Raw genomic sequence first — 6,591 nt, 5'->3', positions numbered from 1 at the left:
ACTTGGTGTCCCGCCCCCAAAAATACAGCGGGGGGGGGCGGGTCCGGCCGCCCCCCCGGGGGGGGCGCCCCCGCCGGGGGGGGCGGGGGGGGGGGGGCCCGGGGGGGGGCCCCGCCCCCCGCCCCGGTTCGGTCGGGGTGCTACTTGAACAGGTGGCCCCAGTCGTAGAGCTTGCCGTCCTTGAGCACCAGGTTGTGCTCTCCACCCGCGGACATCCCGCTGACGCCCGTCCTGGCCGCCGCCGGGACGTCGCACAGGCCGCGCAGGGTGCCCCAGCCGGTGACCTCGCCGTTCTTGACGGCGTAACTGCACTTCTCGGAGGCGAAGATGGCGGTGACGCCCGTCTGCGCGGCAGCGGGCACCGCCAGGTGGTCGCCCCAGTAGCCCCAGACGGTGACCTTCCCGTCCTTGAGGGCCAGGAGGTGGTCCGGGCTCGCCGCGATCGCGGTGACGCCGGACGTGGCCTCGGCGGGCACCGCGCGCAGCACTTCGTCGCCGCCCCAGACGATGACCTTCCCGTTCTTCAGGGCCATGCTGGTTCCGTTGGCGACCGCGATGGCGCTCACGCCGGACGTGGCCTCGGCGGGCACGGTGACCACACCGTCGTTGTCCTCGCCCCAGGCGATGACCTTGCCGTTCTTCAGGGCCAGCGAGTGTGCCCATCCGGTGGCGATCGCGGTGACGCCCGACTTCGCGGCGGCCGGCACGGCGAGCTGCTTGCGGGAGTTGTCACCCCAGGCGAGGACCTCGCCGTTCTTGAGCGCCAGCGCGTGCTGCGGCCCGGCGCTGATCGCGGTGACGCCCGACTTCGCGGCGGCCGGCACGGTCGTCTGACCGTAGTCGCTCTGGCCCCACGCCGTGGTCTTGCCGTTCTTCAACGCCAGGCTGTACCGGGGCCCGGCGCTGACGGCGCTGACACCGGTCCTGACCTCGGTCGGCACGGTGATCTGTGTGAAGGCCGCGTAGTCACCGTTGTCGGTGTCCCGGGCGATGCGCGCCCGCACCTGGACGCCCGCCTGCGTCACCGATGTGACATCGACGGTCCCCGGCCCGCACTGCCGTACCGAGGAGGTCCCCCACCAACGGGGCGGCCGGGGCTTGCCGATCCATTCAGAACCGACCTGGACGTAGTAGCAGGCCTCCGGGTTGGGGTCGGTGACGGTCAGGGTGCCCGTCAGTCGGTACCGCTCGTCCTCCGGCTTGGTTCCCACCGACTCGCTGGTGATGACGCCCTTGGCCGAGGCACCCTCGATGGTCTGGTCCCACGGCTGACTCCACGGCTCCGCGGCGGGCGCCGCGGAGGCGATCGTGGTCCCCGCCATCAGCAGGGCGCCCGTCGCAGCAGCGACAGCCAATAGTTTTCGCACGGATCAAGGCCTTCCGTCGTCACGTTTCACTGGTGGTGCCCAGCGGCCCCGGAACCGGCGTGGGCACCGCGATCCGGTCCGACAAGGCGCCCCAAACGCTATGCAGTTGCCTTATTGCACCGGTATCGATCATCGATGCGTCCGATACCCGTCATACAGGTCGGACGTCCGCGCCTCGCTCACGCGGGTGCGGACAGGGCGCGGCGGACGGTGGTGCGGAGCCAGTGGTGGGCTCCGTCGGCGGTGTGCCGGGGGTGCCAGGCCATGCCGATGGTCACGTTCGGCAGCTCCAGGGGGATCTCCAGGAGGCGCAACCCGAGGGCGCCGGCGTCGTGGGTGAGCGGCGAGGCGGCGGCGCCGGGAAGCGCGGCGGGTACGAGGCAGACGACGTCGCTGCGGGCGGCGAGGGTCATCGCGGCCAGGTGACCGGGGAGGACGACGGTGACCCGCCGGTGGAGGCCCCGCTCGGCCAGGGCGGCGTCGAGGGGGCCGGTGAACCGGCCGCGGCGACTGACCGCGACGTGCGGGGCGGCGGCCAGTCGGGCCGGGGTCAGCGGCCCTTCGGTGAGCGGATGGCCCGGTCGGACGGCCGCCACCATGCGCAGGCTGACCAGTTCCTCGGTCCGGGTCTCGGGGTCCACGTGGTCGATGGACCCGATCTCCAGGTCGATCCGGCCGTCGCGCAGCGCGGGCCCGTTCTCCCACTCCTCGGCCATGATCCGGAAGGAGACCCCCGGCGCCTCGTGCTCGGCCAGTCGCAGCAGTCCCGGCGCCAGCGCCGCGCCGACCAGGTCGGCGGCCTGGAGGGTGAAGGTGCGGCTCAGGCCCGCCGGGTCGACGCTCGCGCCGGGACTGAGCAGCGCGCCCAGGCTCCGCACCACCGCGGCGGCCTCCTCGCGCAGGGCCAGTGCGCGGGGGGTGGGGACCATGGCCTGTCCGGCCCGGACCAACAGGGGGTCCTGGAGGACGCGGCGCAGCCGGGCGAGGGTGCGGCTCATGGCCGCGGGCGAGGTGTGCAGACGTGCCGCGGCCCGGGTCACGCTGTGCTCGGCCAGCAGGGCGTCGAGCGCGATCGCGAGGTTGGCGTCGATGACCGGATCGGGATCAGGGCTGCTCACCTGGGTTATTCCATTTCAGTCAATGATTGCGTGCCGAAGTTCCCATTGTGGCATCACGAGCAGCTCAGCAGCATGGGGGCGTACCGAAAGGCCGGCGCACCGAACGACCGGCGCACCATCGAGATCCACGAGGTTTTCATGATCGTCATCACTGCTCCCACCGGGAACATCGGCCGTCACCTGCTCTCCGAACTCCTGGAGTCCGCCCCCGCCGCGGGCGAGGAACTGCGCGTGATCGTGCGCGATCCTGCCCGGCTCCCGGACGCGGCGCGCGGCCGCGTCGAGGTCGTCACCGGCTCGCACGCGGACGCCGAGGTCCTCGACCGGGCCTTCGAGGGTGCGGACGCCGTCTTCTGGCTCGTCCCGCCGGACTCCTCCCTGGCTCCGCAGGACGCCTACAGCGGCTTCACCCGCCCCGCCGCCGAGGCGCTCGTCGCCCACCGCGTCGGCCGTGTCGTCGGCGTCTCCGCGCTCGGCCGCGGCACCCCGCTCGCGGAGCGGGCCGGGCTCGTCACCGCCTCCCTGGCCATGGACGACCTGATCGCCGACACCGGGGTCGCCTACCGGGCCCTGGCCAACCCGTCCTTCTTCGAGAACCTCCTGGAGGAAACCGACTCGATCCGTGAGAAGGGCGTCTTCACCGACTCCGCCGACGCCGACCGCAAGGCCCCCTTCGTCGCGGTCGCCGACATCGCGGCGACCGCCGCCCGGCTGCTCCTCGACCGTACGTGGACCGGAACCGGCAGCGTCCCGGTCCTCGGGCCGCGGGACCTGTCCCCCAACGACGTCGCCCGCATCCTGACCGAACAGCTCGGCCGTCCCGTCCGCTACGAACGCCAGTCGCTCGACGAGATGTACGGCGCCCTCATCGGATACGGCCTCGACGAGGCGTTCGTCCAGGGCGTGGTCGACATGAAGCGGGCCAAGGACGAGGGCCTCGACGCCGGCGTGGCCCGCACCCCGGACACCGCCTCCCCCACGACGTTCGAGCAGTGGTGCACCCGGACCCTCGTGCCCGCCGTCCTCTCCTGACGCCGGACGACGCCGCACGCCTGTCGCCCGGCGTCCGGCGTCCGCGTTCGGCGCGCCACCATCCCGTTCTCGTCTTCGTTCTCGTTCTCGTTCTCGTTCAATCGGAGGAACCGCTATGACCGATCAGAAGACCGAACCGCCCGTCACGGCGTTCATACTCGTCAAGACCAAGCCCGAGTGGCTCGCCCTGACCGTCCAGGAACGCGTGGACGCCTTCACCACCGAGGTCCGCCCGGCCATCGAGGCCAAGACCACCGGTGTCCGGTCGCGCTTCTACGACACCGAGTTCTACTCCGCGCGCGTCACCGACGTCTGGGTGTGGGAGGCCGAGGACCACCACGCCTATCAGCTCCTCATCGACGCGCTGCGCGAAACCCCGTTCTGGGACCGTTACTTCGAGGTCGTCGACCTCCTCGTCGGCACCGAGAACGGCTACGCGCGGACGTACGGCCTCGAACCCGTGGCCTCCATCACCACCTGACGCGCCCCGCGCGGCAGTGGTCCCCGCTACAGGCCGGGGTGGCGGTGGGTCGGTCGGCCGTCGAGGACGGTGAGCAGTACCGGGAGATCGGGCAGGTCCGTCGCGGAGGTGGTGAGCGGATCCCCGCCGAGGACGGTGAGGTCGGCGCGGTGGCCGACGGCGAGCCGGCCCGCCTCGTGCTCCTCCCCCGCCGCGTAGGCGGCGTTGACCGTCATGCCGCGGAGGGCCTCCAGCCCCGTCAGAGCCTGTTCGGGGGCGTGCGGGGGCTGGCTGAGGTCGCGGGACGGGCGGCGGTGACGGGCGCCCGCCATGACGCCCAGGGGCGGGAAGGGGGCGATGGGCCAGTCGGAACCGAGCACGACGGTGGCGCCCGAGTCCCACAGGTCGCGGCAGCGCCAGGCGCGTGCGGCACGCTCCTCCCCGAGGCGGCGCGACCAGTTGTCGGTGTGATCGGCGCGGGTGAAGTCACAGCAGTGGGTGGGCTGCATGGACGCGAGGACGCCGAGCTCGGCGAAACGGTTCAGGGTGTCGTCGGGAACGGTCTCGATGTGCTCGATCCGGTGCCGGATCCCGCTGCCCCCACTGCTCCCGCTGTCCCGGCTGGCCCCGCTGTCCCGGCCGTCCCCGCCTACCCCCGCGGCGCGCGCCTTCTCGACGGCGTCGAGTGCGTGACGTACGGCCGCGTCGCCGATGGCGTGCGTGGCCGTGGGCACGCCGGCCCGGTGGAAAGCTCCGATCACTTCGGTGTAGACGGCGGGATCGGGCCAGAAGGCGTGCGTCGACTCGCCGTGGCAGTCCGGGCGCTCCAGCCACGCGGTGCCGTTGTCGATGGTGCCGTCCATGAACAGCTTGACCCCGGCGACGTGCCACAGCCGACCGCCCGTGCCCTGCTGGTCGACGAGCGCGCGCACCCCGTCCGCGTCGATGCCCGGCTGGCACCAGGGTGCGACCCGCAGGCGCAGCGGGAGTTCGTCCGCCGCATCGAGCTCGGCGAGGAGGTCGAGGCTGGTCCCGTTGGCGTCCATGACGTGTCCGCCGGTCAGCCCGGCCGCGGCCATGGACCGCAGCGCTGCGGCGAGACGGTCCCGCTGTTCCTGCCGGGTGGGCCGGGGGGCGATGCGCTCGACGAGCTCGCAGGCGGCCTCCTCCAACAGCAACCCGGTCGGCCGGCCGCGCTCGTCGCAGACGACCTCGGCGGAACCCTGGTCGAAGGTGCGCGGCCCGTCCACGCCGGCCAGTTCCAGGGCGCGGCGGCTCGCGAGCGCCGAGTGCGCGTCGAAAAGGAGGAGGAACGCGGGAACGCCGTCGAGCACCGCGTCGAAGGGAGCGGACCCGACGGGGACGTCGCCGAAGACGTTCGGGTCGAGCCCCCACCCGGACAGCCACTGCCCGCGCTCCAACCGCCGCACCTCGCGCGCCAGCGCCTCGCGCACGTCCGCCAGGTCGCGACAGCCCGACAGGTCGAGCCCGTGGGTGAGTTCGGCCCCGGAGACCGGGTGAATGTGACCATCCACGAGCCCGGGCGTGACCACGGCCCCCTTGAGGTCGACCACCGTGGTCGCGGAGTCCGCCAGCGCACGGATCTCACGGTCGTCGCCCAGAGCGGCGATCCGTCCACCGGAGACCGCCAGGGCCGTCTCCGGCAGGAACGCACCGGTGACCGGGTCGAGCAGGCGGGCGGAGAGCAGAACGAGGTTCGTGCGCACAGCGGCTCCAGGGTGATCGGGCGATGAGGGGATCCGGATGGAGGGGTTGGACATGGAGGAGATCGAGAGGGAGGGCGTCAGTCGGATGTGCCGGATGTGCCGGATATACCGGATGCGTCGGGGGCCTCGGCGTCGCTCGATCCGTCCCCGCCGGTACGGGCCCCCGCGGCCCGCTCGGTGCGCAACGCGCCGTGTGGCAGGCCGAGTTCGCGCTCCGCGGTCCTCACCGCCATCCAGGTCACGGCGTCGGGGCGGTCGTTGCGCGCGCCGGTGTTGGCGTGGGCGCCGAGGCCGTCGAGGACCACCAGGATCTGGATCGTCGTCGCGTACGGGTCGTCCGTACGGAACTCGCCCCGCTCGATCCCCCTGCGGAGCAACGCCTCCAACCTCCCACGCCAGGCCGCCTCCTGCTCGGAGACGCGCGCGCACAGCACGGGCCGATAGCGGCTGAGGTGGCGCGCATTGATCCAGAGCCGACTGATGTCGTCGTACGCCTCCCCCGACGTGCGCGCGAGGAACCGGGCCAGCTCCCGAGTGGGCCCCTGCCCCTCGACCGAGCCTGCCGACTCGACGGGCTCGGCCGACTCGAACGGCAGCAGGGCGTCCAGCTCGGCACCGGCCGCGTTCCCGAACGCCTCCGCGACCAGGTCCTCCACCGAGGGGAAGTAGTGACTGATCAGGCCTGGCCTGACCGCCAGTTCGTCGGCGATCCGCCGCAGGGTGAGGCACTCCAGCCCCTCGGTCAGCGCCACGGTCGTGGCGGCATCGACGATCTCCGCCCGCCGGGCCTCGGGGGACTTCCGGATCCGTTTGCGCTGAACGCTTGACGACATACCGGGGATGCTATTGAGTGTGCGACCAATAAGCAAGCAGGTGGCTAGGCCCAG

The 6,591-nt window shown here is 72.4% G+C and carries 6 protein-coding genes; 2 read left to right on the top strand and 4 right to left on the bottom strand.

Annotation, left to right across the window (positions count from 1 at the left end; all coding sequences use genetic code 11):
- Nucleotides 1-140: 140 nt before the first annotated feature.
- Complete coding sequence (locus ACIBEA_RS23245; RefSeq protein WP_399263838.1) at nt 141-1,367, bottom strand: RCC1 domain-containing protein; 1,227 nt, start codon at nt 1,365-1,367, stop codon at nt 141-143.
- 179 nt (nt 1,368-1,546) lie between these two features.
- Nucleotides 1,547-2,485 (bottom strand): LysR family transcriptional regulator, encoded by a 939-nt coding sequence (locus ACIBEA_RS23240; RefSeq protein WP_399263836.1) that lies wholly within the window; start codon nt 2,483-2,485, stop codon nt 1,547-1,549.
- A 138-nt stretch (nt 2,486-2,623) separates the two neighbouring features.
- Between ACIBEA_RS23240 and ACIBEA_RS23235 the strand changes: the two genes are divergently transcribed.
- Together ACIBEA_RS23235 and ACIBEA_RS23230 are read left to right on the top strand one after the other, a co-directional pair.
- Nucleotides 2,624-3,517, top strand: coding sequence for an NAD(P)H-binding protein (locus ACIBEA_RS23235; protein ID WP_399263969.1), 894 nt, complete (start codon nt 2,624-2,626; stop codon nt 3,515-3,517).
- A 115-nt stretch (nt 3,518-3,632) separates the two neighbouring features.
- Nucleotides 3,633-3,998, top strand: coding sequence for a darcynin family protein (locus ACIBEA_RS23230; RefSeq protein WP_399263834.1), 366 nt, complete (start codon nt 3,633-3,635; stop codon nt 3,996-3,998).
- Nucleotides 3,999-4,024: 26 nt separating this feature from the next.
- Here the strand turns inward: ACIBEA_RS23230 and ACIBEA_RS23225 are convergent, their stop codons facing one another.
- Together ACIBEA_RS23225 and ACIBEA_RS23220 are read right to left on the bottom strand one after the other, a co-directional pair.
- Nucleotides 4,025-5,704, bottom strand: a complete 1,680-nt coding sequence (locus tag ACIBEA_RS23225; protein ID WP_399263833.1) for an amidohydrolase — start codon at nt 5,702-5,704, stop codon at nt 4,025-4,027.
- 77 nt (nt 5,705-5,781) lie between these two features.
- The gene (locus tag ACIBEA_RS23220; RefSeq protein ID WP_399263831.1) at nt 5,782-6,537 is read right to left on the bottom strand and encodes a TetR/AcrR family transcriptional regulator; all 756 of its coding nucleotides are present in this window, start codon (nt 6,535-6,537) and stop codon (nt 5,782-5,784) included.
- Nucleotides 6,538-6,591 lie beyond the last annotated feature (54 nt).

The sequence above is a fragment of the Streptomyces sp. NPDC051555 genome, assembly GCF_044454405.1.
GTDB lineage: Bacteria > Actinomycetota > Actinomycetes > Streptomycetales > Streptomycetaceae > Streptomyces.
Note: the sequence above shows the minus strand (reverse complement) of the source record. Positions and strands in the feature narration are given on the sequence as shown.